Annotated in this window: 17 protein-coding genes and 2 pseudogenes; 6 read left to right on the top strand and 13 right to left on the bottom strand. The window is 66.2% G+C overall.

The features are described 5' to 3' along the window. Nucleotides 1–21: 21 nt before the first annotated feature. The 4 genes and pseudogenes from QZ588_RS06415 to QZ588_RS06400 form a co-directional block, all read left to right on the top strand. Nucleotides 22–180 (top strand): annotated as a pseudogene (locus tag QZ588_RS06415) (transposase); the annotation flags it as partial. 193 nt (nucleotides 181–373) lie between these two features. Then, a pseudogene (locus QZ588_RS06410) lies at nucleotides 374–502 on the top strand (type II toxin-antitoxin system HicA family toxin); the annotation flags it as partial. 12 nt (nucleotides 503–514) lie between these two features. Then, nucleotides 515–655 (top strand): type II toxin-antitoxin system HicB family antitoxin, encoded by a 141-nt coding sequence (locus QZ588_RS06405; RefSeq protein WP_295541000.1) that lies wholly within the window; start codon nucleotides 515–517, stop codon nucleotides 653–655. Further along, nucleotides 645–974, top strand: coding sequence for a hypothetical protein (locus QZ588_RS06400; RefSeq protein WP_295540998.1), 330 nt, complete (start codon nucleotides 645–647; stop codon nucleotides 972–974). Before QZ588_RS06405 ends, QZ588_RS06400 begins: the two co-directional genes overlap by 11 nt. An 84-nt stretch (nucleotides 975–1,058) precedes the next feature. Here QZ588_RS06400 and QZ588_RS06395 read toward each other — a convergent pair whose 3' ends face one another. The 5 genes from QZ588_RS06395 to QZ588_RS06375 form a co-directional block, all read right to left on the bottom strand. After that, entirely contained in the window at nucleotides 1,059–2,093 is a 1,035-nt protein-coding gene (locus tag QZ588_RS06395) for a glycosyltransferase family 4 protein (RefSeq protein ID WP_295540997.1), read from the bottom strand. Continuing rightward, entirely contained in the window at nucleotides 2,093–3,097 is a 1,005-nt protein-coding gene (locus tag QZ588_RS06390; protein WP_295540995.1) for a hypothetical protein, read from the bottom strand. The genes QZ588_RS06395 and QZ588_RS06390 overlap by 1 nt, the downstream gene beginning before the upstream one ends. 162 nt (nucleotides 3,098–3,259) lie before the next feature. Further along, nucleotides 3,260–4,510 carry a glycosyltransferase family 4 protein gene (locus QZ588_RS06385; protein WP_295540993.1) on the bottom strand — a complete coding sequence of 417 codons (1,251 nt, stop codon included), beginning with the start codon at nucleotides 4,508–4,510 and terminating at the stop codon, nucleotides 3,260–3,262. A 52-nt stretch (nucleotides 4,511–4,562) separates the two neighbouring features. Next, nucleotides 4,563–5,279: a CpsD/CapB family tyrosine-protein kinase gene (locus tag QZ588_RS06380; protein ID WP_295540991.1), complete on the bottom strand. Its 717-nt coding sequence runs from the start codon at nucleotides 5,277–5,279 to the stop codon at nucleotides 4,563–4,565. 422 nt (nucleotides 5,280–5,701) lie between these two features. Next, a complete protein-coding gene (locus tag QZ588_RS06375) occupies nucleotides 5,702–7,042 on the bottom strand; it encodes a right-handed parallel beta-helix repeat-containing protein (protein ID WP_295540989.1) in 1,341 nt (446 codons plus the stop codon). Between the two features lie 381 nt (nucleotides 7,043–7,423). Between QZ588_RS06375 and QZ588_RS06370 the strand changes: the two genes are divergently transcribed. Next, entirely contained in the window at nucleotides 7,424–7,612 is a 189-nt protein-coding gene (locus tag QZ588_RS06370) for a hypothetical protein (RefSeq protein ID WP_295540987.1), read from the top strand. Between the two features lie 408 nt (nucleotides 7,613–8,020). Next, nucleotides 8,021–9,709 carry a SulP family inorganic anion transporter gene (locus QZ588_RS06365; RefSeq protein ID WP_295540985.1) on the top strand — a complete coding sequence of 563 codons (1,689 nt, stop codon included), beginning with the start codon at nucleotides 8,021–8,023 and terminating at the stop codon, nucleotides 9,707–9,709. A gap of 145 nt (nucleotides 9,710–9,854) precedes the next feature. On the opposite strand, the gene QZ588_RS06360 is transcribed toward QZ588_RS06365, so the two are convergent. From QZ588_RS06360 to QZ588_RS06325, 8 genes are all read right to left on the bottom strand, one after another. After that, nucleotides 9,855–10,190, bottom strand: coding sequence for a P-II family nitrogen regulator (locus QZ588_RS06360; RefSeq protein ID WP_295540983.1), 336 nt, complete (start codon nucleotides 10,188–10,190; stop codon nucleotides 9,855–9,857). Nucleotides 10,191–10,263: 73 nt separating this feature from the next. Continuing rightward, complete coding sequence (locus QZ588_RS06355) at nucleotides 10,264–13,023, bottom strand: DUF2309 domain-containing protein (RefSeq protein WP_295540981.1); 2,760 nt, start codon at nucleotides 13,021–13,023, stop codon at nucleotides 10,264–10,266. Nucleotides 13,024–13,060: 37 nt separating this feature from the next. Next, nucleotides 13,061–13,615 carry a putative inorganic carbon transporter subunit DabA gene (locus QZ588_RS06350; RefSeq protein ID WP_295540979.1) on the bottom strand — a complete coding sequence of 185 codons (555 nt, stop codon included), beginning with the start codon at nucleotides 13,613–13,615 and terminating at the stop codon, nucleotides 13,061–13,063. Continuing rightward, nucleotides 13,612–14,436 carry a hypothetical protein gene (locus QZ588_RS06345; protein ID WP_295540977.1) on the bottom strand — a complete coding sequence of 275 codons (825 nt, stop codon included), beginning with the start codon at nucleotides 14,434–14,436 and terminating at the stop codon, nucleotides 13,612–13,614. The genes QZ588_RS06350 and QZ588_RS06345 overlap by 4 nt, the downstream gene beginning before the upstream one ends. A gap of 3 nt (nucleotides 14,437–14,439) precedes the next feature. Then, complete coding sequence (locus QZ588_RS06340; RefSeq protein WP_295540975.1) at nucleotides 14,440–16,119, bottom strand: proton-conducting transporter membrane subunit; 1,680 nt, start codon at nucleotides 16,117–16,119, stop codon at nucleotides 14,440–14,442. Between the two features lie 259 nt (nucleotides 16,120–16,378). Then, nucleotides 16,379–19,588, bottom strand: a complete 3,210-nt coding sequence (locus QZ588_RS06335; RefSeq protein WP_295540973.1) for an efflux RND transporter permease subunit — start codon at nucleotides 19,586–19,588, stop codon at nucleotides 16,379–16,381. Then, the gene (locus tag QZ588_RS06330; protein ID WP_295540971.1) at nucleotides 19,585–20,910 is read right to left on the bottom strand and encodes a biotin/lipoyl-binding protein; all 1,326 of its coding nucleotides are present in this window, start codon (nucleotides 20,908–20,910) and stop codon (nucleotides 19,585–19,587) included. The genes QZ588_RS06335 and QZ588_RS06330 overlap by 4 nt, the downstream gene beginning before the upstream one ends. A gap of 160 nt (nucleotides 20,911–21,070) precedes the next feature. Next, a complete protein-coding gene (locus tag QZ588_RS06325; protein ID WP_295540969.1) occupies nucleotides 21,071–21,421 on the bottom strand; it encodes a Na+/H+ antiporter subunit G in 351 nt (116 codons plus the stop codon). Nucleotides 21,422–21,423 lie beyond the last annotated feature (2 nt).

The following is a 21,423-nucleotide window of genomic DNA, read 5'->3' as shown; positions in this document are numbered from 1 at the left end:
TGCTGATCAGTGAGGGTAAACATGGGTTGGGCAGCCGAGGAATGTCGGAATCTGGATCTGGGCGACAAGCGCCGGAAGGCACGCAGCGTGCTGCTGGCGTAACGCTTGGCCGATCGTCCCACGGCGAGCCTGCCGGGTGCCTGTGCGGGCTGGGCGGAGACGCAAGGGGCCTATCGGTTGTTTCGCCAAGAGACCTTCGACTGGACGGATCTGTTGGAGCCGCACCACGCGTGCACGACGCAACGCATGGCGCCTCACCCGGTGGTGCTGTGCCTGCAGGACACCACCGAGCTGGACGTCAATGGTCAGCAAATCAAGGGCTTGGGGCCGCTGAGCGATGAAGCACAGCGTGGCCTGTACCTGCCAAGCAACTCGCGGGAGCCACAGACAGTTTCACCATCCCACCAAGTCTGGCACGGTAACCGTAGCCGGAAAACTCAGCGTAAACATTCCACCAGGAACGCTGAAGAATGTTCTCAAACAAGCCGGCATGACAGATTGAGGTATCTCTTAAGTGCAATACACCGTCATCTTTGAGCACGGCGCGACGAGTGTCGGGGCCTATGTGCCGGACATCCCGGGATGCATTGCCGCTGCGGAAACCAAAGCTGAAGCATTTCAGCTCATCGCAGAAGCTATTCCCCATGACCATTGATGAACTCCTGCCTTCCGTCGGCGCGCTCTCGCATGCCGACAAGCTCCGCTTAGCGCAGATCGTCCTGCAGCAACTCGCCCAGGAAGCGCCGGCATCGGCACCGCAGCAGCCCGCGGCCGAGCCCTTCGACCCTCAGCGCTTCTATGGCGCGGCGCACCATTCGCGGCAGGAGATCGACCAGTACCTCGCCTCGGCGCGCGAAGGCTGGCCGATGGCGGTGCGCGAGGCCCTGGTCAACGACCTGACCGTCATCACCCATAACACCAGCGACTTCATGCGCCTGGGTCTTGACACACGCACCGTCACCATGAAGCCTTGACCGATGCCACAAAAACAACTCAGCCAACTCGGCAAAACCCTCTGGGCCATCGCCGACGACCTGCGCGGCGTCTTGAAGTCACCGCTATCGCCCTTTCCCAAGCCAGTCCGGGCACTCCGGGTGGCTTGGATTACCGATCCATCGTCCCGCTGGCGCCAGGCGCCGATAGAGCGCATGCACCTGCCGGGCCGCCGCGGCGGCATCCAGCCTGCGTGCGTGCACGACCGCCGGCAGCCGTTGATCGCGCGCCAGCACCAGGCGGATCTGGCGTGCCAGATCGGCTGGATCCTGACGCGCCAGGGCACAGCCGTCGACGCCGTGCAACAGCTCGGCGACGTCACCGACATCCACCGAGACCACGGGCAGGCCGCAGACCAGGGCCTCGCGCACCGCCATCGGTGAGCCTTCGCGGTCGGAGGTGAGCACCATCAGGTCGGCGGCATTCATGAAGTCGCGCATGCGCTCGCGCGACTGGCCGTGCACCGTCAGGATCTCCACCGGTTCACCCTGCGCGGCGAGCCGCTCGACCGTCGCCGTCAACACATCGAAGCGTTTCACCGGACGCTGCGGATCGTAGGGAAACAGCACATAACGCTGATCCTGCGCCAACCCCAGCCGTGATCGCGCCGCCGCTTTGGCGACCGGATAGAAGCTGCCGGTGTCGACGCCGAAGGGAATCACCTCGGCATCGCTGCGACCGGACACCCGCTTCATCTGCTCGCTCATGACGATCACGCCCGCGACCCGCCGCGCCAGCCAGCGTCCCAGGGCACCCTCGCGCGGGCTCAGCAGATCGCAGCCATGGAAGGTGACCACCAGGGGCACGCGCCGCTGCAACCAGGCGACGAAGCCGGAGTGGCCATAATGGGCATGCACCAGGTCATAGCGTCGCTGGCCCAGGTTCATGCGCAACAGCCTGAGTGCGGCCCACAGGTAATTCGATTTGCGCCGGCGGTCGATGTGGAGGACATCGACCTGCACGCCACAGGCTGCGCGCAGCGCATCCACCTGATCGCGCACGCAGGGCGTCGCCCCCGGCTCATCGGCGGTGGGAAAGGTATTGGTCACCAGCAGCACCGACAGCGGCACCGGGTGACCATCACTGATCAGTTCGTCCATCACGGCTCACCCCCCTGAGATGCCGCCTGCCGAGCGCCGGTACTGAGCGCGGCGAGCTCCGACATGGTCACCGAGCGCATCCGACCGGCCATGCGCTGCTCGGCGAAGGCCGCGAGCACATGCGCCAATTTGTCGAAGTCGGCCTCGGTGCGAAACTCCCAGGGGTGCGCCCAAAGGTGGATCACCCGCCCGGTGGCGGCCGCCTGCCGGATGCCGGCGACGATGCCGCGCAACCGCAGGCGCTGCAGTCCAAGCCCGTCGAGCAGGCATTCCACCGAACGGCGGATGTCGAACAGGTACGCCGAGGGCGGTAACTCCACGAGGCCGTCGCGCAACCCGATGGCCGCCACGGCGCAGGTCTCGGGGGGCGGCCAGCCCGCCATCTGTGACAACAACTTCAGCGGCGCACCGAGGGTGGAGCGCCAGCCCCGTGGGCGCACGGCGTCGGCGCTGCGAAAGCTGCGAAACCCGAACTGACGCAGCACCGCCAGATGCGCCACCGCATTGCGCGGAAACACCACCGCGCCGGGCTCGATGCCATGGCGCGCCGCCACCGCCTGCCAAAGCCGCGCCTCCTGCGCCGCTTCGGCAGCGCTCAGGGCCGTGAACGGACGATGCGTATAGCCGTGAAAACCGATCTCCAGGCGATCGCGGTGCGCCAGCAGCCATTGCAGCACATCGGCGCCATACCACAGCGGATGATCGCGCTCGTAGATCTGCGCATAGCTGCTGTAACGACCCTGCCAGGCCTCAATGGGACATTCCGGGCAATGCTCGCAGCCGGCATGGAACAGGTGCCCCACCACGGCCCAGGTGGCGCGCACTCCGAACGCCTCACACAGTTCCAGCAGCCGTTGGATGGCTGCGCGCTCGCGGCTGCCGTCAGGGCTGAACAGCCGCGGCCACTGCGCATCACGGTCGAAATGTCCAAAGGCCAGCTCAGTGTCGAGCGAGAGCACGAAATAACCCGGTTGAGTGTCCGATCCACTCACGCGCATGTCCATGGCTGTCCCCTGCAGTCGCGTCCGCAATCCAACCACGATGGCGGTTGCATCCGCTTCGCCCCCGGACGATCGTCCCGCCAGTCATGCCAGGGTGTGCCAGACGGTCGCCGGTACGTGCCGTCGTCGTGCAAACGCCGACGCCAGTAGGGCCACCGCCGCTGCTCAGCCCGGACGCGAGGGTGCCGATACGCTCGTTGCGGCGTCATGCTGCGCCCCCAGCATTCGCTCCACCAGCGTCGTGTAGCGCTCGGCCATGACCTCGCCGCTGAGCTGTTGCTGTGCGGCATAGGCGGCGCGGCTCTGGTGGGCCTGGCGCGCCGGGTCGGCGGCCAGCTGCAACACGCCCCGCGCCAGCGCCTCGCTGTCGTTCGGTGCCACATAGGTGATGCTATCCTCCGGAAAGATCGAGGTCATCGCTTGCAACCGGGTCGCCACCACTGGCAGGCCGGCCGCTGCATACTCGAAAGTCTTCGTCGATACGGCGAGATCCATGAATGCATCATGCAGATAGGGCACCACCGCCAGATCCGCCTCCCGAAAGCAATCCATCAGGGCCGCCGCCGGCCGCCAGCCGGCGAATTCCACATGCTGACTCAATCCAAACTCACGCACGATCTGCGTAAGTCTGCGCTGATAGCTCGGATCGATCTTGCCGTACAGTCGTAAGCTAACGTCGCGGTGTCTGGAGCGGATCAGCGGCAAGGCCTCCAATAACAGATGCAGGCCGAAGCGCTCGGCGATGGTGCCATGATAGAGCAACCGCAGCCGATGGCCGATGGGGCGAAATTGTCGGCTGTCATCGAGCCAAAACAACGATGGGTCTGCGGAATTGAACACCAGCGTGATCTTCGCCTCCGGGTTGCCACGCTGAAGCAGTCGCGCCTTGAATCCCCAGGAGGTTGTGATCAGATGATCAGCAAACCGGCAGGCGAGGCGTTCCTGCAGCGCCACCAATGCAAGCAGGTGTCGCCTGGCGCCTTGCAGCTTGGCAGCGAACAATTCCACCGAGAGGTCATGCAGGTCCAGAATGATCGGCTTGCCTTGCCATTTGGCCGCAAGACAGGCAAAGATCAGGAAATCCGGCATGGTATGGACCTGGTACAGCGCATAGCTCCGGGCACCCGCCTGGTTACCCACCCGCACCAATGCCCGCCAGGTGAAGCGGAGCGTATGCCACAGGTAGCGTGTCAGAGCTTCCTTGCTCCGCGGTGTGTCCATGATCCGATAGACAGTGACGCCATCACACACCTCTTCGCTCAATTCGTGCGGCTGCCGCAGGCAATAGACATCGACATCCAAACCTTTTCTGACCAGGGCTGCGGCTTCGCGCCGCACCCTGGGGTCATTCGGATAGTTGCTGAAGACGAGCATGCAGACGCGCGTCTTGCCTGGCAAAGCCTCTGCGTTGATCATCGCGTCCTCCTGTGCGTGTGCCTCACGAAACTATCGCTGCGCGCGACAGACCTTACAGATAACGCTCGAGCCACTCGGGCGTATGCGCGCGCCGCCGGTTCAGGATCGATCCGAGCAACTGCCCACCCCCGCGCAGAATGGCCTGCTGGGCGCCCGCGACTGCTTCGGCCCGTGTCTTTTCCGCGTGCACCGTCAGAATCACACCGTCGGCGAGGCGACCCACCGCGCCGGCATCGGGGTACAGCCCAACGGGCGGCATATCCAGCAGCACCCACCGGTAGCTTCTGCGCAATTTCTGCACCAGTCGGCGCAGCACGCCCGAGGCCAATAGCGCCGACGCCTTCGGCGTGCCGCCGCCGGCCCCGAGCAGATGCAGCTGCGTCACCATGTCCACCTGCACGGCGTTTTCCAGCGGCACGCCGTTGACCAGCACCTCGGTCAAGCCGGGGTGCCGGCGGCCACCCTGCCCCGATCTGGCATCGCGCCATCTGCCCTCGCGGATGTTGGTATCGATGATGATGGTATCGCCCAAATGACCGCAGAGCCCTTGTCCCAGTCGTCGCGCCAGCGTCGTGACCCCCTCGCCATGCTCGGCGGCGGTGATCGCCAGCACATGCCCTGTCATGACGGGCTCGTCGACGGCTTGCGCTTCCGAGGTCGACACCCGCTCCAATTGGGTCGAAATTGAATCCGCCTCGTATTTCATGCTCCACCTGATTTGCTGCTCACAGCGGGTTAGCCGGTTGGATGGCGACGGATAAGCGCGCACTGGCCGATAACTGACCATTCCCGGCGGAATCCGGATGACGGCTTTAGGACCTTGGCCGGTCTGGTGTGCGCGTCAGCCGGTCTTACCACACGTTGATGTGCCTGCTGTCATGAATCGACGTTCTTGCAACCAGGCTTCAGGCACAAGGTTTCGCGCGGTGCATGATGCAGCATCATAGTCAGCGCACAGGGGCGAACAACCGGCCCTAGGGCATGATCAGCATTTGCCTGAGGTTCGCGTCGGGGGTGACGATGGGGCGGGCCCACCAGGCCGATGACATGACCACGGCCCGGCGGCAGAACCGGGAAGGCGGGTTAGCGGTTTTGGGCATCCCTGCCCGGCATGGCGCTGGTCATTTCCTTGACCTGTTTGCGGGTACAGGCCCGCAAATGCGCTCGGCGCAGCCCCGCGTCAGACAGGGGCTAGAACTCGATCCGCAGGCCCTCAGGTGTGGCTGGTGGAGTGCTCCCACCAGCATCGTCGGCAAGCTCGAACGCGCCCCGATCCGGCGCCGCTCCCTGTGGCACGGCGACGCCCGCCAAGTCCCGGCTGTAGCCCAGGGACGTGCCGGAGTCAACCGCCGGAGAGCCGGATGAGAGCTGGAAATCCGACGCTGCTCGATCGGCGAAGGCCGGATCGGCGCTGAGACCATTGGCTTCATTGCCGGTACCCTCCCGGTAGCTGGCAAGGCCTTGGTATTCGCGACCGGCCCACACGAACGCCAAGGTGCTCGTACGCGTCGAGAAGAACAGATTGAAGTCGACGCGCTGGCCGCTGATCGCTTCGACATTCTCGAAGGCGGGACCGCGGGCGGCGTCGTGCACACAGATATTGTTGACGAACGTGCTGAAGGTTGGCGTCCCCAGGGAGGACGAGTTCGAGAAACAGGTGGCCCAGCCGCCACCCGAAGTGACGATGGTGTTGTTCGCATAGACGCCATTGATTGCGCCCCGACTGCAGCCGCTGTCCGCACCATCACAGCCATTGTAGATCGCAGGCATGGCACCATGGAAAAGATTGTGATGCGCGAGCAGACCATCCGCGCCGATATTATTCAGGCCGCCGGCGCCGCAGTTCTCGAGTCGGTTGTAACGCAGGACCAAATTCCTCAGGCGGTTTTGGCCATTGGAGTTGAACTGCACGCACATATCGGGGTTGCCATAGATATGGTTGTCCTCGATCAAGGCGTTATCCGCCCCCAGCGAGCCGTCCAGATAAATGCCGTGCTGCAGCTCGGCGTTGCGCAGCGTATTGCCCCGGATCACCAGTCCGTCGATGCCGGACATATAGATGTTCCAGGTCTGGGCATTCTCGATCAGTGAATTCTCCACGGTAATGTCGCGTGACGTGCCAGCATTGCTGTAGACATTGATACCCCCGCGATTGCCACCGCTCGGCTGACCACAGTCCCTGAGGTGGAGATTACGAAACACCAGGTGACTGCGGGCGCTGGTCCAGCCGATGCAATCGTTGTTGGATGCACCGGTGATCACGGGCGCTGCGCCACTGCCGTAGTCGGCATAGGTAATGGGATTGCCCTGCGCACCCGATGCGCCGGGGCGAAGGGTCTCAGCCCAGGCATCACCACGGCGAAACAGCACACGGTCACCGGGTGCGAGCGAGGTGGCATTGACCTTGGCGATGGTACGCCAGGGCGCGGACGCCGTCCCCGGATTGCCGTCAGCGCCCGCCGCAGACACATAATAATCGGTGGCGAGCGCCGACGAAGCGGCAAACACGCCAGCCAGGCCAATGGCGAACATGCGCAATACACGCACAGCCCGTGCCGGGCGCACTAATATTAAATTAAGTGTATATGACAGAATCGGATTGTTCATAGTGACGATGCTCGCAGGCAAAGGACGACCCATGGCAAGCGCAATGGCGCGAGCCGAGTGGAAATGGGAGATAATCGAGGGCAGTCGGCCCACCGGGCTTCGCAACGGACGGCGAGCCCGGTTGGGTACTAGGGATACGCGCCTGTGAACTCGCAGGCACGTCGGGCGATTGGGGGCGGTAGGGCTAGGGCTGATGGCCGGCCACATGGCCATTGAATGCCGGGCGACGTGCGCACGCATTGCCGGCCGTCGGGCCTGGTCCGAGCAGACACCTGATTGCCAAGACCGCCCTCGGATTGCCGTGTGATGATCAAGACCGTCGGTTTGGCCGTGTGCCCAATCGATCGGCGCGGCGTCAACCGAGACCAGCCGCCGAGCAAGGCCGCCCGCCGACGATCGCCGAGACGCGAGCGCTCGCAGCGAGAGCTGCAATTCGGCATATCGATGGCTAGCGCAGTGCAACGGCTCATGAAGGATTTTGGCCTCGGCGAGTGACGACACGCACGCTTAAGTATCGACATCTGAGCCCAATGTCGCCATTGGCATCCGCCGAACGGTTGCGAATCTCGCCTAACCCGCGTCGGCCGTGCTTGGACATCGCAATCGAACGGCTCAGTTGTGGACGAAGATGCTGGCGATTTCGCATCACCGGACACGTATGCAGGGTGGCCGGCATCGGTTGGCAACGGCTGGCCGACCTCAGCAGTCCCCGCAAACGCCATTTATGCAGACATTTCTCGTCGTTACTGGTGACGCTGTCACACCTGCGTAGAATGTGGCTGCAGGTATAAACCAACCTCTATTTTCTCGATTCGATTTATCGATTTCCCTTAGGGTGCGGACATCGCGACACTGCGTGGCCGATTTGCGCACGGCACCCGCGCCCCGGCGGAGGACTACGGCATGCGGATCTTCAACGACATCAGACTCGACAACGCCAAGGGCGATCTCTTCGGCGGCGTCACGGCGGCGGTCATCGCGCTGCCCATGGCGCTGGCCTTCGGGGTGGCCTCCGGTGCCGGTGCGGAGGCGGGACTCTACGGCGCCGTGCTCGTGGGGCTGTTCGCGGCGCTCTTCGGCGGCACGCCAACGCTGATCTCCGAGCCGACGGGGCCCATGACCGTCATCTTCACGGCGGTCATCACCACCATGGTGGCCACGAACCCCGAGAACGGCCTGGCCATGGCCTTCACCACGGTGATGATGACGGGGCTGTTCCAGATGCTGTTCAGCGTGCTCAAGCTGGGCCGCTACGTGACCATGATGCCTTACACGGTCATCTCCGGCTTCATGTCCGGCATCGGCTTCATCCTGATCATCATCCAGCTACCACCGCTGCTCGGCTTCGCGTCCCCCGCCGGCGGCGTGCTAGGGTCGCTCACGGCGCTGCCGGAGCTGGTCGCCAATGTGAACCCGGGCGAGGCGGCCCTCGGCGGCTTGGCGCTGGCCATTTTGTTTCTCATGCCGCGGGGCTGGCGGCGGTTCATGCCACCGCAGCTCCTCGCCCTGGTGGTCGGCACACTGCTGGCCGTCTTCTTGCTGGGCAGCGGGTCCTATCGGGCCATCGGCGCGGTGCCCGGCGGCCTGCCGAGCATCCAGATGCCCGTATTCAGCACCGCCGAGTGGCAGACCATGGTCATCGATGCCGTGGTGCTGGCGCTGCTCGGCTCCATCGACGCCCTCTTGACGTCGGTGATCGCCGACAGCCTGACCCGCACCCAGCACGACTCCGACAAGGAGCTCATGGGCCAGGGCCTCGGTAATCTCGTCTCGGGCTTGTGTGGTGGCCTGCCCGGGGCCGGCGCCACCATGGGCACGGTGGTGAATATCCAGACCGGTGCGCGTACGGCGCTATCGGGCCTGACACGCGCCGTCATCCTGGCTGTGGTGGTGTTCGGCGCCAGTTCCCTCGTGGAGCCCATTCCCAAAGCGGTGCTCGCCGGCATCGCCATCAAAGTGGGCATCGACATCATCGACTGGGGCTTTCTGAGGCGTGCACAGCGGGTCTCCAAGCGCGGTGCGCTCATCATGTACGGCGTCATCCTGATGACGGTCTTCGTGGATCTCATCACCGCCGTCGGCATTGGGCTGTTCGTCGCCAATGTGCTCACTATCCGCCGACTCGCCGACCTGCAATCGGAGGGCGTCAAGCTGCTCGGCCTGCCAGGTCAGGAACCGGGCGTTCGCTGTGCCGAGGGCGTGGAGGCGACCGAAGAGGAAAAGAAAATTCTCGATGACCCGAGCAACGGTATTGCCCTGCTCTGCCTCAGCGGGCCACTGATCTTCGGCGCCGCCAAGGCCATCACCCGCCAGCAGCACGAGATGGCCGAGGCCAAAAGCCTTGTGGTCGACCTCACCGACGTGCCCCACCTGGGCGTGACCACGGCGCTCGCCATCGAAGGCGCGGTCCGCGATGCCGTGCATCACGGCTGCCGCGTCTACTTCGCGGGCCTCAATCCCCAGCCCCGCAAGCGCCTGCTCAGCCTGCGTCTGGAACGCGTGGTGCGCATGGAGAACTGGATCGACAAGCGCGCCGATGCGCTGAAGCGCGCGGTGGCGGAGCGCGCCGGGCAGGTGGTGACGTCGGGCTAGGCGGGTGTGGTCAGCGCCGCGGGGCACGAGGATCGCATGACGCGGCGTACACTCGGCATGCCATCCTCGGCGTCGGTCACAGACGGCTTACGCGTGCGGCATTTGCCCGGCGACACCCGATCCAATCCACGCCTCGCAAAGGCGGTCATCCCCCCACCGGCTGAAACTTTGCGAGTCGACTCACCTGAATATCGGTGCTGAAAACGACGCCCATGTGGCGGTTGAAGAAGGGCGTGAGGCCTTCGAGGATCGCATCGGCGATGTCCGCCGGCACGGCGGTGATGATCATCACCAGCACGTCGTCCTCGTTGAACATGAGATGGGCATCGTGGGCGCCGTGGCTGCCCTTGCCGGAGAGATGATGGAACACGGTCCAGCCGCTGACGCCGGCACGCTCCAGCAGATCGAGCACGAACTCCTGCTGCTCCCCCTGAACGATGATCTCCAGCTTTTTCAACTGACTGTGCTTGAGCGCGTGCATGAGGGGTCTCCGGGTTATGGCGTTAGAAGGTCCGACTGACACCGCCTCACCGCAACCCCGGTTGCGGCAAAGTCTATGACGGCGCCTGCATGTTATGGCGCTCTGCCCACGCCGGGAGCCGGATGGGCTGCGGCCGCCAGGCACCGCCCTCGCGGTGCTCCGGATCGTACACCTGCGCTCGGCCGGTCTCGGGGTCCAGCACCACCAGGCGGATCCAGCCGTTGTGAACCAGCTCCCGCGGTTTATAGAGCTTGGCCAGTAACGCCTCCACCAACGCGAGCGGCGCCTCGATGACGGTGATGAGCCGCATGGGCTGGTGATAGGGCGCGTGGCCGCGGAGCATGGTCTGGGCCGGCAGTCCGGTGCGCAGATCGCTCAGGTTCCCGGTGACCACGCCGAAGCGACCGACAACGTTGTGATAGACCTTGCTGCCGCTGCCGAACGCCTCGTTATCCACCACCGAGAAGAAATGCTCCAGGTTGATCCACTGGGCAACGATGAGCGGCCCCGTCAGGATGGTCTCGAGCAGACGCCCCTTGGGATCGACGCGGTAGTCGTAGCTGTGCAGAAAGGCGCGGCCGTCCAGATTCACCCGCTGGGTCAGTTCGCGGCGGCCGATCACGAAGGACGCGTTCTTCGACAGGCCCCACTCCGGGCGCACCTGGGTCCAGTCCAGTGCATGGCGCTTGACCCGGCGGGCGGCGGCGTCCGGGCCGCTGATGCCGGTTTCGCCGAGCGCCTGGCAGCGCTCTGCGGCGGTGAGGCGGCCTGCGGCGGTGAGGTCTTCGCAAATCCGGTCGATGCGTCTGAGCAGCGCCGGCGGCAGCTCGTCGAGGTCCGCCAGGCGGATCTCGTCGGTGGTGGTGTCGTGCAGGGCCGGAATGAACCGGGTCGCGGCGGGGATGTCCACGCCCTGCTCTTTCAGCAGTTTGCGTACCTCCGGGCGGTTGGCCATGGCTGCGAAGATGCGGGCATTCACCAGCCCGTGATCGCCACCGCAGGCGCCGCAGTCGAGGGCCGATTCGTAGGGGTTGTTCTCCGACGTGCTGCCATGGCCCACCACCAGCACCGTCCGCCCGAATCCGCCCGTCAGCCCGATGCCGCGCAAGGCCGCGCCGACGAGCTGGGCCTGGCGCTGTGGGCGGAAGCCGATCTTGGCGAGGTGCTCCAGCTGGATACGCGCCTGATCCGGATTGACCCGGTATTCAACCTGGAGCGAGCGGATGAACACCGCCTCACCGGCGGCATCCAGCCCGAAGCGGCGGGCGAGCTCGGTCTGGCCCTTGCGGTTTTCCAGTGCCGTCTCCCGCAGCTCGCGGATCATGGGGCTGGTGAGTTGCTCGCGCTTGACCGCGAAGTGCCGCTCCACGGCGCGCAGCACCATCTCGTCTTGCAGATTGGCCACCAACTCCAAGGCGTCGGCCTCGGACAGCTTGTCGAACAGCAGGCGCGCCGGCGGTTTCCGCGTCTCCAGACGCTGCCGCCAGGTGTTGTAGGCACGCGGGGCAAAGGTCTTGCCCACCATGTCGAAGCCGAACAACAGCCCCACCGCCTCCACGGTGACATAGGGCGCGAGCACCGTGTTCTTGAGGTCATGCACCACCTCGTGCGCCAGCTCGAAGAGCGATTCGGCGTGCTTGGCATGGCTGTGGGGCATCTCCACGGCGACGTGCTTCGGCGTCACCACCGCAGGACACAGGGCGGTCTCGTGCCCCTTGCCGAACTCGACGAAAGCGATGGGTATGCCAAAGAAGCCGGCGATGCCGAAGGTCTCGTAGTCGCCCACCGCCTCCAGATGCCGGCGCAGGCGCTCGGAACGAACATCAATACAAAACAACGCCTGTACCGCATCGCCCGGGCCCTGCGGCATGCCGCCGGCCATGGGGCCAGCCGGCGCCGCGCCGGGCGCATCCGCCGCCGCGGCCGCATCGATCTGCGCCAGCAGCCAGCGAAGATGCGCCCGCTCCAGCGACCGGGTCCAGAGCATGCCCTCATGGGCCTTGGCGGCGTAGACACCGTCGATGACCTGGTGCAGCGTCTCATCGTCGCGACCGAGCAAGGCGTCCCGGCCCATCCCCGCGGCGGCGGCCATGGTCTCCACCCGCCGTGCTCGGGTGCGGGCCTCGCGGGTGATCTTCTCGCGCTCGTAGTCCAGGTACAGGGCGTCGAGGCCCGCCGGCTCGCCCGCATCCAGCGCCACTTCGATGCGGTGCGCAAAGTCCGGCAGGACGGTGCCGGCGTTGAGCTCCCGACGCAGCAGGCACTCGCGCGGATGGGCAGCCGCAAAATCGAGCAGCGCCGGCCAGCGCAGGTCGCGCCTGAGGCGCCGGCCGGCGTCCTCCAGCAGCGCCAGCGCCAGCACCAGGCGCACCGCCAGGTAATCCGTCAGGTCCGCAGGATTGCGCTGCTGCCAGTAATAGTGGACCGCCTGCGCCCGCCAGCGCACGAAGCCGGCCCAGCCGTGCAGGCGGGAGAGCTCCACGGTGACATAGCGCATCCAGTGCTGTTCCGGCACGCCGAGACGCGTCATCACCAGGTCGATCATGGCCTCGGGCTCGTCCGCCCGATCGAGGATGGCGGCGACATCCAGGCCGCGCATGCGCAGGCGACGGTTGCGTCGGGCGATGTTGGCCCAGGCGCGAAACAGGCCCTGTTGGCGCCCGGGCATGCGCCAGACGGACTGGCCCTCGTCGAAGAAGTCCATCAGGCCCTTGATGAGCAGCTCGTTCAGCGTCTCGCCGATGCGGGTGCCGAACAGCTGATCGGCGGCATCGTAGAGCGTGAGGTCGCGCCCGAGCTGCTCGGCGAGTGGCTTGGCGGAGGCGGTGGTCATGATGGACAGCGTACGCAGAACGACTCGCCGCTGCGGCTCAGCCGCGCCCGCCGCGGCGCAGACAGGCGAGGACGTCCTCGGCGCAGGGCTCGCGGTCGCCGGGACCCGGCTGGCTGGTGGCGGTCATCATGGCGAGCAGTATCTCCCGGAGCATTGCGGCGACCTCGCCGTCCGTCGCGGCGGCGTCGCCCTGGCTCCGGTCGCCGAGCCAGGCGGTCACGAAGGCGTCAACCTCCGCGCTGATATCATCTCGGTTCAATGCGCCCTCGGCGAGCATACGCTGATACGCCGAGCGCGGCAGCCAACCCCGGGCATGGAAGAGTCGCGCGGCCTCGGTGACGGCGTCCTCGAACGGCAGATGCTCCAACCCGTGCAGTGGATTGTGGTGGATGAACTGACGCATGGGCCAGAAGAACGGCAGTACCTCCCCGGCCACGGTCACCATGCTGCGGATCTTGAGCTGCTTGCCGAGCGCCAGACGATGCTTACCGCCATCCCCCGGGCGCTGCCCCGAAGCCGCTTCGTCGGCGGGGGCTTGTCCATGGACGTCTGTGGTCATCCCTGCTGCCTCGTCGTACACCGCTTTGGTCATAGCATGCGCTCCACCAGCACCAGGCCGAATAGCGCCAGACACATCATGCCGCCCGCATGCCCCAACACGGCGCGGCCGTCCAAGTCCGCATAGTCCAGGTCGACCCGCGGCTCACCGAAGACGATACCGGCGAGGAGATTGATGCCGGCCCAGGTCCACAGCAGCCAGGCCAGGCTCAGCGGCAGCAGGGTCAGCAGCGCATTGGCGCCGACGCCGCCGAAGGCGAGGTCGGCGATGGCGAAGAAGCCCGGCGAGAAAGGCACGGCCACGGCCACCAGCACGGCGACGATGAACAGCGCCGCAAATCGCGGCATGCGCAGCGCGAGCCCTGGATAGAGCCCGGTGCGGGCGATGCCGAAGCGCCGCGTCAGGCCGTCCAGCAGGAACCATAGCGGCAGCAGCGACAGCGCCAGTCCCAGCGCCGGCAGCAATGGCGGCACGTCGTGGGCGACACCCACCCATACCAGCGCCAGGGCGGAGGTGTAGAGCTGACCGATCCAGATCTGCCCATCCCGCGCGCTGAGCAGCCGAAAGGCGTACAGCAGCGAGGTCAGCCCGCCCCAGAGCGCGAAGCCGCGCACCAGCCAACCGCCATCATCGGCCGCGAGCCAGCGCCCGGCCGCCAGCAGCGTAACGCCCACCAGCGGCAGGGTCACCAGCACCAAGGCCTTGGTGCCCGGCTGCGCCAGCCGATCGCCGGCGCGCGTTGGCTGGCGCTGCAACAAGCGATTGACGCCAACGCTCAGCGGAAACAGCGGCAGACAGAGTCCCGCCAGTACAAAGCAGGGCAGCGCCAGCATCGAGCCCAATAACCCGCCCATCGGTCAGACCCACCGCAGCCAGGCGTTCAACCGTCGGGACGCCGCAAGCATTTGCTCGGCCAGGCGACTGTAGAAGTCCGCCACATAGAACTCCCGCGACAGCAGCGCATACAGGCGCAGATGCAGCTCCCGGAAGCGCCGGGTCAACGGCTGCTGCGCCGCCTCGGAGCGGAACACCACCAGCCAGCCGGCGGAAATCAGCACCATCAGCAGCACCAGCACCAGCGCGAAGGTGGTGGCATTCACCGAAGCCGCCCGATACAGCGCCTCGCGCAAGGCCGGATCGGGATAGAGCAGCGCATCGAAGGCGTGACCGACCAGGACATAGGTCAGAATCACGGCGGCGAAGGAGAGTGCCACATAGAGCAGCACCGAGAACGGCCGCTCGCCGCCGATCTTGTAGACGAAAAACAGCGTCTGCGCCCCGGTGATCCAGCCGAACAGAAGCAAGATCAAGGCGCCCTGGTGGTGCAGGAAGCCCTCATCCACCAACTGGTGCGCCGCGAGCACGATCAGCAGCGGGACGGTGATGGTAATACCCGCGAACACCACCCAGGACAGGGGCGGATGCGGCACCTTGCGCTCCACCATGAACTTGTAGATTTCTCCTTCGGGGATATTCGGATCCTTGCGGGCATTGGCGATGATGGCGCCGGAGCCGAGGAACAGCGTCGCCTTGAAGACGCCATGGGCGATGAGGTGGTAGATGGCGAGGGAAAAGGCCCCGACCCCACACTCCATCACCATATAGCCCATCTGGCCCATGGTGGAGTAGCCCAGCGCCTTCTTGATATCGCTCTGCATCAGCATCATCAGCGCGCCCATGATGGTCGTGATGAGCCCCACCGCAAAGGCCAGCAGCAACACCGACTGGGTTTCGGCGAACACCGGCGCGAAGCGATTGATGAGAAAGCCCCCCGCATTGACGATGCCCGCGTGCATCAGCGCCGACACCGGCGTCGGACCATCCATGGTGTAGGGCAGCCAGGTGTGCAGCGGGAACTGGGCGGATTTGGCGAAGGCCGCCAGCAGCACCAGCAGGCCCAGGGTCTCCGCCAGCGGTAGCCCCAGCAGCGTCGCCTTGTCGGGCTCGGCGGCGACGGCCTCGAACACCGCCGGCAGACTCAGCGTGCCATAGGCATGGTAAATCAGCGCGATGGCCGCCAGCAGCGGCAGATCCCCCACCCGATGCGTGAACAGTGTCCAGAAGGCGAAGCGATTCGCCGCCGGACGGCGCGTGTCGTGGTTGAGCAAGAAATACAGGCAGACACCCAACAGGTGCCAGCCGAGCAGCAGCGTCAGCAGGTCTCCCGCCAGCACCATCAGCAGGATCACCCCAATGATGACATCCAGGAGCACGAAGAACCGGGTGTAAGCCGGATCATCCTGCATGTAGCGCACGCTGAACACATGCACCACCAGCCCCACCGCGCTCACCAGCACGGCCATCAGGGTGCTGAGGGCGTCCACATAGAGCGAGAACAGCCCGAGCCCGATGCTGAGCAGCGGGGTGTCGCCGGTGCCGAGCCGCCAGCTGAACAACACCACGGCGAGCGCAAAGGTGATGGCGCTGGCAGCGACGCTGATGCGCGCAATGCCCTCGCCGAGCCGCGGTGCGCTCAGCTGCACCGCCAGCGCGGAGCACAGCATCAGCAACACCAGTGCATAGGTGAGCAGGGCCATGGGGCGAAATCAGACCTCGATGATGATGGCTGCCGCGCGCCGCGCGCGACGCCGGCCTTGCTGCGACATGCACCGCAGAGACACCGACCACGGGCCGCAGTCTAGCAGTAAGTCCGCGGCCATTGACGCGTCGTTAGCCTCCGACGCCGGCCCGGGCGCCCGCCGTCGTCCGCGCTCGCCGCGAATCCCCGCCCGCGGTTGCGATGGCCACCGGCTGCTATCGCCACATGGACCAATGCACTCCGTCGCCGGTGCGCTCTCAGGTGCTGGGTGCCGGCTCGGGCTTGCCGCCGAGGCGCTGAAGCAGCCCGTGGACGCTCTCGTGCATGGACAACAGCGATGGGATCACCAGCAGCACCAGCACCGTCGCAAAAGCGAGACCGAAGGCGATGGAGGTGGCCATGGGGATCAGGAACTGGGCCTGGTAGGACTGCTCGAAGAGCAATGGCATCAGTCCTGCGATGGTGGTGAGCGAGGTCAGCAGCACGGCGCGCAGGCGCTGGCAGGCGGCCTCCACCAGGGCCTCGTGGATGGACATGCCGCTGGCGCGCAGGTGCTTGTAGAAGGTCACCAGAATGATGCTGTCGTTGACCACGATGCCGGAGAGACCGAACATGCCGAACAGCGACAAAATGGTGAGGTCGATGCCCATGGCCCAGTGCCCGATGAGGGCGCCGGTGAGACCAAAGGGAATCACGGCCATGACCACCAGCGGCCAGCCGTAGGACGAGAACACCCAGGCCAGGATCAGGTAGATCAGGATCAGGCCCAGCACCAGGCCCTTGCGCATATCGGAGAGCGTATCGCGCTGATCCGCCGAGCGTCCCTCGAAGGAGTAATCGATGCCGTACTCGCGCGCCAGCGTCGGCAGCGGCCCCTGCTCCAGCGCCTCGATGATGCGGTTGGCATTGTTGACCTGGGCATTGACATCGGCCGTCACCTCCACCGCCAGCTGCCCATCGGCGTGGCGCAGCACCTCGAAGCCGCGGCGTGAGTCAAACGTAGCAACCGCCGTCAGTGGCACCGACTCGCCGGCGGGTGTGCGGATATTGAGCCGATAGAGGCTCGCCAGGCTCGCGCGCTCGGCGTCCGGCAGGCGCACGCGCACTTCGACCTCGTCCGGGCCGTCCTGGAAAATCTGCACCAGCTGGCCGTCGAAGGCGTTGCGCAGCTGCCGCCCGAGATCCGCCACCGTGAGCCCCAGGGCCTCGCCGGCGGGCGTCAGGGAATAGATGAGCTGCTCGCGACCGTAGGGCATGTCATCTTCCACCTCACGCGCACCTTCGATGCCGGCGATGGTCTCGGAGAGATCCACCGCCGCCGCCTTGAGCCGCTCCGCATCGCGGCCGGTGAGACGGATGGTGAGGTCCCGCCCCGGCGGGCCGACGCGGCGCGAGCCGATGTTCAGATTCTCGAGCCCCGCCGGCAGCGCGATACGCTCGCGCCAGGCGCGGATGAGCTCGGTGTTGCGCACGGTACGGAGATCGCCGTCGATAAGCTCCACCGTCAGGCCGCCGAGCTGGTCGGCGTTGCCGCCATCGCCGGTCTTGGTGCCATGGTAGGCGACGACGGCGTTGATGAGCTGACCGTCGGTGGGCTGGTGATCCAACGCCGCCTCGGTGGCGTAGAGGGTCTCCTCCAGATGGCGCAGAAAGCGGTCGACCGTGGACTGCGGCGTGCCGGCGACGAAGGTGACGTTGGCGTTGATGATCTGGGACTCGGGCGTCGGGAAGAAGGTAAAGCCGATGCGTCCTCCGGCCATGAGCCCGAGGGCGAACAGCAGCAAGCTGACCGCCGCCGCCGTCGTTGTGAAGCGATTGGCGATGGCGGCACTGGCAAAGGGTCGGAACACCCGGTCGCGGAAGGCCTCGAAGCCCCGGTCCAGGCGGGCGCGCATGGAGTTGGGCTTGAGCTTGTGCGTGTGCACGAAGGCATTGCGCAGATGCCCCGGCAGCACCAGGAAGCTCTCCACCAGGGAGGCGAGGATGACGCAGATGATCACCAGCGGGATGGCGCCGAGGATGTTGCCGATGCGCCCGCCCACCAGCATCAGCGGCAGAAAGGCGGCGATGGTGGTGAGGGAGGAGGCGATGACGGGCGCCAGCATCCGCCGGGCACCGCCTTCCGCCGCCAACAGCGGGGCCTCGCCCATCTGGTAGTGGGCCATGGCGTCCTCGCCGACGACGATGGCGTCGTCGACGATGATGCCCAGGGCCATGATCAACGCAAACAGCGTGATCATGTTGATGCTGCCGCCGGTGAGGTAGAGGATGAACAGGGTCGCGGCGAAGGACACGGGAATGCCCCAGGCCACCCAAAAGGCCACCCGCCCGGTGAGGAAGAGGTACAGGATCAGCACCACCAGCACCAGGCCGCCCAAGCCGTTTCGCACCAGCAGCATGATGCGCTCGCGCACCAGTTCCCAGGAGGCATCGTAGACGGTGATCTCCACGCCGGGCGGCAGCGTGGGCCGGGTTTCGGCGAGCCAGTCCGCCAGCACAAGGGCGGATTCCAGGGTGTCGCCGCTCTCTGCACGCTGAACGACCATTTCCACCGCCGGTTTGCCGTCGACGGTCACGTCCACCGTGTTGTCACTGGGGCCGCGGTCGATGTCGGCGACATCACCCAGGTCGATGCGCAGTGCGTCGCCGGTCTTCACCGGCAGATCGCCGAAGGCCAGCGGGTCGCGGCGCTTGTCCAGGCTGCGCAGCTCGCGGGCGCCCTCGCCCCGACCCACGGCGCCCGCGGGCAGGTCGCGGCTGAAGGCACCGACGCGATCGCCGAGCGTCTGCAAGCCGAGCTCCAGCTGCTCGAGGTGCTCGGTGGGCACCTCGATCGCGATCTCTTCGTCCGGCAGACCGTTGATGTTGACTTTGTCGAGGCCGCGGTCGAGAAGCTCGGACTCGAAGCGGCGCGCAAGCTTGCGCATCTCATCCGGGTCCTCGAGACCGGTCACCAACAGGCGCGCCACCTGCTCGTAACGCGTGAGCAGGGACACTTCGGGCTTCTCGGCGTCCTGCGGCAGGTTACGGAACTCATCGACGAAACGACGCACCTGATCCAGCGCCAGCAGCGGATCTATCCCCTCGTCGAACTCCAGCGTGATGGCCGCAATGCCCTGACTGGAGGTGCTGGTCATCTTGTCCAGGTTATCGACGCTGCGCAGCCGCTGTTCCAGCGGCTCGGTGATGCCGTCCTCAATGTCCTCTGCGCTGGCGCCGGTCCAGACCACCCGCACCTGCACGATGTCGAGCTCGAACGTGGGGAAGAACTGCACGTTGAGCCGGTCCAGCGCGAACACACCGGTGAGGATCATGATGATCATCAGCAGATTGGCGGCGACCTTGTGATGGGCAAAGAGCCCGATCAGGTCACCGCGGTGGTGCATTTGCGGCTGCTGTCGTGCCGGGGTGCGCGAGTCGCCGCTGCGCTCTGCGCCACCCGTCGACGCGGAGGTGGGCTCGCTCATTGGACCGCCTGCGGTTGAACAGAGCCATCCGCGCCGGATGCGCCCACCTGCCGGGCACGGCCCGGGGGCGCCTTCGCCACCCGACCTTCGGCGAGGGTTTCGACCCGCAGACCGTCGACTGCGTTGGGCATGTGCGTGGTGACGATGAGATCGCCGGCCTGGATCTGCGGTGAGCGCACCAGCAGACGCTCATCGTCGTCCCCACCGCCGCTGCGCTCGCCGAGCGTCTCCACGTCCACGCCTACCATGCGGCCGCCTTCGAGCTTATAGATGCGCCCGCCACCGTAGACCGCCCGGAAGGGCACGGCGATGACGTTGTCGCGGGCCGGACGCGCCAGGCGCAGCGTCAGCATCTGACCGAGCCGCAGCGCCGCCGGATCGCTGTCCACATGAAACAGTCCATCGACGCCACTCGGCCCCGCCTCACCGGCGATGCGCTCCAGCGTCAGTGCCAGGCGGACATCGCCGATCTCGGCCTCCGCCGGCAGGACGCCGGCCTCGCTGAGGGCCGTCAGCAGCTCCGCCTGGTAGGGGGCCGGGATGCGCGCGCGAACCTGCAGGCTGGCAAGCGCGAACATACGCGCCAGCACCTGCCCTTTCGTCACCTGATCGCCCTCGGTCGCGTCCACGGCGGTGACGATGCCGTCGTAGGGGGCGCGCAGCGTGGCACGCTCGTACTCCAGCTGCAGCTCTTGCAGGCGCGCCTGGCTGCTCGCGAGACGCGCCTGCAGCGCGCGCACGCGGATGGGATGATCCGCCAGGCTCATCTCACGGTTGGAGACCGCCAGCGCCTGTTGTACCGCGGCCTGCTCCGCCTCATCCAGGGCCTGCTCAGCGCCCACCCGCTGGGTCTTGAGGCGTTCCTGACGGGCAACGGCGTCACGGGCGAGCTGCAGCAGACGCTGCTCCTTCTCGAGCGCCAGCCGGTCGGTCTCGTAGCGGTTACGCTCGCTCTCGATCTCCGCTTCAAGCTCGGCGACCTGCGCCTCGGCCTGCGCGATGCGCGGCAGGAAATCCCGCTCGTCGAGGCGCACCAGCACGTCGCCCGCCGCCACACGCTGGCCGTCTTCCACCGCCACCTCGGTGACCCAGGCCGCTGCGGAGGCCGTTGCACGCAGCAAGTCGGGCGTCTCCACCCGGCCATACAGCGTCAGCTCGGGTGCCAGGCGCTGGGGCACGGCGCGCTCCACTGCCACGCGCCAGACCCGTTCTTGCACCTGCGGCGGTGTCTGCGCGGGCTTGGTGGACTTGAGCACCTGGAAGGCGCCGACGCCGATGGTCAGCACCAGGATGGGCAACAGGAATTTGACGGCGGTACGCACGGACTGGCTGCAATCGTTGGCTGGTCTGTATTCGAGGCGCGCGCTGCTCGGGCGGCTCATGGGCACAGCGCGCGCCTGCATTCTCGTGGTCAGGGAAAGTCGGGGTGAGGCCGCGCAAGAACAACGCGGCGGCTCGACATCCGACGGATCGGCCCCGGTGTCAGTCGTCGCGCTGCGCTTTCGCCGCGGCGGCCGCCTCGGCCCGGGGTGGCGTCGGCGCCAGCGAGCCAACGCGCAGATGGAGCGCGGTCTTGGCCAGCAAATGGGCACTGACGGGTGCGGTGATGAACAGGAAGATCGTCACCAGCACTTCGTGCAGGCTCACACCCTGACCGGTGGTGCTGAAGTGAATCACCGACGCGATCAGCAGGGCGCCAACGCCGAGCGTGGTGGCCTTGGTGGGCCCGTGCAGGCGGGTGTAGAAATCCCCGAGCCGCGCGAGCCCCAGTGAGCCGATGAAGGTGAAGGCGGCGCCGATGATGATCAGTACCGAGATGGCAATCTCGAGCATGC

Source organism: uncultured Thiohalocapsa sp. (assembly GCF_913062725.1).
Lineage (GTDB): Bacteria > Pseudomonadota > Gammaproteobacteria > Chromatiales > Chromatiaceae > Thiohalocapsa.
The sequence above is the reverse complement of the archived record's forward strand: the minus strand, read 5'-3'. Positions and strand labels throughout refer to the sequence as shown.